Annotated in this window: 1 protein-coding gene and 1 pseudogene; both read left to right on the plus strand. The window is 59.1% G+C overall.

Translation table 11 applies throughout. The features are described 5' to 3' along the window. Window positions 1–245: 245 nt before the first annotated feature. Window positions 246–3,209 carry a bifunctional [glutamate--ammonia ligase]-adenylyl-L-tyrosine phosphorylase/[glutamate--ammonia-ligase] adenylyltransferase gene (glnE, locus tag THISIDRAFT_RS13470; RefSeq protein WP_006788820.1) on the plus strand — a complete coding sequence of 988 codons (2,964 nt, stop codon included), beginning with the start codon at window positions 246–248 and terminating at the stop codon, window positions 3,207–3,209. Between the two features lie 74 nt (window positions 3,210–3,283). Further along, window positions 3,284–3,555: pseudogene (locus THISIDRAFT_RS13475) on the plus strand (transposase); the annotation flags it as partial.

The raw sequence follows: 3,555 nt of genomic DNA on the forward strand, positions 1-3,555 counted from the left end.
CCTGCCGCAGATGCTTGTTCGCCACCGCCTGAATCATCTCTAGTCGGTCAATTTCTTTGTGACTCATCGTAATGTGCTCCTTCGTCATGCGTGCCCCTCCCGCTTAAATATAAAGGGGACATTTTAGAATTGGACGAAGGGGACATTACTGCTTTGGGCTAACATGGCGGTCATCGCCCCTTGCACTTGGCGCGCCTGCGTGTTTTGATGGTGATTCCATTCATCCAAGATCTCGTTGCGCGCCTATGTCTTATCCATCCGTTGATGACCTTGCCTTAGATGCCGTTCCCCCCTCAGCTCATGCCACGGTGCGCCATCGCGCCCAGGATTTTCTCAATGCCTGTGAGCAGGCTGGGTTGGCGTTTGCGCGCTGGCCCGAGGCGCTGGGCACGCTATGGTATTACAGTGATTTTCTGGCGCGCAGTGCGATTCAGCGTCCTGCTTTATTGCTGGAGCTGCTTGAGCAGGAGGCGCTGTCACAGCAGCAAACGCCCATGCAACAGCGGCAGCGCATTGAGGCGGCCTTGGCGGGTGTGGGCGATGAAGCCCGGCTGATGCAGCAATTACGCAGGGTGCGCACGCAGGAAATGCTGCGCATTGCCTGGCGGGATCTGAGTCAGCAGGCCGCCCTGGAAGAGACATTACAAGACCTAAGCACGCTGGCGGAAGCGTTGCTGGATGCCGCCTTGTGCTGGATTCATGCCGAGGCGGTCAAGCGCCACGGTCAGCCGCGTGACCATCAAGGCCAGCCCCAGCAGCTGCTGGTGATCGGCATGGGCAAGTTGGGTGGGCAGGAGCTGAATTTTTCCTCCGATATTGATCTGATCTTCACCTATCCCGAAAACGGCTGCACGGATGGTGATAAATCCATTGAAAATCAGCTGTTTTTTACACGTGTCGGCCAGCGTCTGATCAAGGTGATTCACGATACCACCGAGGATGGCTTTGTCTATCGGGTGGATATGCGTCTGCGGCCCTTTGGCGATGCCGGGCCATTGGTGATGAGCTTTGAGGCCCTGGAAGCCTATTATCAGACGCACGGGCGCGAGTGGGAGCGTTATGCCCTGATCAAGGCGCGGGTGGTGGCCGGTGATACTGCGCAGGCCGAACGTCTCAGCGCCTTGTTACGTCCGTTCATCTATCGCCGCTATCTGGATTACGGGGCCTTTGCCGCCTTGCGGGAGATGAAGGCCATGATCAACCGGGAGGCCAGTCGGCGCGGGCGTGTCGGGGATATCAAGCTGGGCGAGGGCGGTATTCGCGAGATTGAGTTTATTGGTCAGGCCTTTCAGCTGATTCGCGGTGGACGGGTGCCTGCCTTGCAAGCGCGCAGCATCATCACGGTGATTGAGCAGCTCGGGCGTTTGGGCCAGTTACCCGCCTATGCCGTGGAGCAGCTGCTGGCGGCCTATCGGTTTTTGCGCCGCGCTGAAAATCACCTGCAAATGGTCGCCGACCAGCAAACCCACAGCCTGCCAACAGAACCCTATGCACAAGAGCAACTGGCGCGCTCAATGGGCTTTGCGGACTGGCCAGCGTTTAGTCTACAGCTCAAGCAGCATCAGCAGCGAGTACAGGAACACTTTGCCCAGGTATTTGCCGCCCCGCAAAGCGAAAGCGAAGGCGAGTCCACGCAGCTTACCCCGCCCGCGCACAAAGATATGCACAGCATCTGGGAAGGCTCATGCAGCCCGCAGCGCGCCCAGGCGATGCTTGAGGAACGCGGTTTCAGCGAAGCTAAACAGACCTTGGAACAACTGCACGCTTTCCGCGAAAGCGCCACTGTGCGCGCTTTGAGCAGCACCGGGCGGACCCGGCTGGATCGCTTGATGCCGCTATTGCTGGGCGCGGTAGCTGAACAGGGGGGGGCGCCGGATCAGGTATTGCACCGCCTGCTGCGCCTGTTGCAGGGCATTGCCCGTCGTTCAGTTTATCTGGCGCTGTTGATGGAAAATCCGCTGGCACTGTCACAACTGGTCAGACTCTGCGCCGCCAGTAGCTGGATTGCCGATCACCTCGCCCGCCATCCCCTGCTGCTGGATGAACTGCTCGATCCACGCAGCCTGTACGCCCCCCCAGATCGCGAAGGCCTCAAACAGGCGGTCACTGAGGAATTACTGCAAGTGCCTGCCGATGATATGGAGCAGCTCATGGACCGCTTGCGCCTGTTTCGTCAGGTGCAGGTGCTAAAAGTGGCCGCCGCCGACATCATGGGGGTGTTGCCGCTGATGAAAGTCAGCGACCATCTGAGCTGGATTGCCGAGGTGGTGTTGGAGCAGGTCTTGCAGCTGGTCAACAAGCAACTGCTCGAACGCCACGGCGCGCCTCGCTGTCAGCATGATGCAGGCATCCAGCAACCCGGCTTTGCCATCATCGGCTATGGCAAGCTCGGTGGCCTGGAATTTGGCTACGGTTCGGATCTGGATATTGTGTTTTTGCATAATATCGAAGGCGAGTCATTGATGACCGAAGGCGTCCGCCCGATGAACAGCAGCGAGTTTTTTGGCCGCGTCGGGCAACGCCTGCTGCATGTGCTGGGCGCCTTCACCCCGGCAGGCCGTCTGTATGAGGTTGATACCCGCCTGCGCCCCAGTGGCGAATCTGGCCTGTTAGTCAGCAGCCTGACCGCCTTTGCCGACTATCAACACCACTCCGCCTGGACCTGGGAACATCAGGCACTGGTCAGAGCGCGCCCGGTTGCAGGCGACGCCCAGGTTGCCCGACAGTTTCTGGAGATTCGTGCCGAGATTCTCGCCAAAGCGCGTGACCGGCAGGCGCTGGCCACCGAGGTACGCACGATGCGCGAGAAGATGTGGGCCGAACACAGCCGCACCGCGCCCGGTTATTTTGACCTCAAACGCGACCCCGGTGGCATCACCGATATTGAATTCATCGCCCAGTACTATGTGCTGGCCTATGCCAACGAGTATCCCGAGCTGCTCACCTGGCCAGATACCATCCGCATTCTCGAAACCCTGGCCAGCACGGCACTCATCACCCCCGACCAGGCCCAGTTTCTGATCGAAAGCTACCGCCGTTTCCGCGACCGCATCCACCGCCAGACCTTGCAGGAACAGCCCGCCATCGTGGCAGAACATGAACCCTGTTTAAGCCTGGATCAAAGCGACATGCCCAAAGACGGCGCGCAAGCCACCAGTTTCGCCCACCGTCGCGCCGAGATTCAAAGCCTCTGGCAACGCATCTTTTAAGCTGCACTCAGAGGCTGTTTGGAAATTAATCGCGTAATGGCTTAACCTACGATTTTTTCTAGGAAGTGGCCCACATGCCCCAGAAATGCAGCAAGAAGATTCGCAAAAAAACGCTACCCGAGTCACCTCAGCGACGGCGCCTGGAAGGCGATCAAGCCGCTGTTGCCGAGCGCCCCGGTCGGGCGCCCTCGTAAGCTCAGCATGCGCCAAGTCATCAATGCGATCATCTATGTCCTGCAGACGGGCTGCCAGTGGCGTCAGCTGCCGCGCGACTTTCCTGCCTGGTCGGCAGTGTACTATGACTTCAATCGCTGGCGGCGCGATGGAACCTGGCAGCGTCTTCATG

Origin of the sequence: Thiorhodospira sibirica ATCC 700588 (assembly GCF_000227725.2) — a bacterium.
Taxonomy (GTDB): Bacteria; Pseudomonadota; Gammaproteobacteria; order Ectothiorhodospirales; family Ectothiorhodospiraceae; genus Thiorhodospira; species Thiorhodospira sibirica.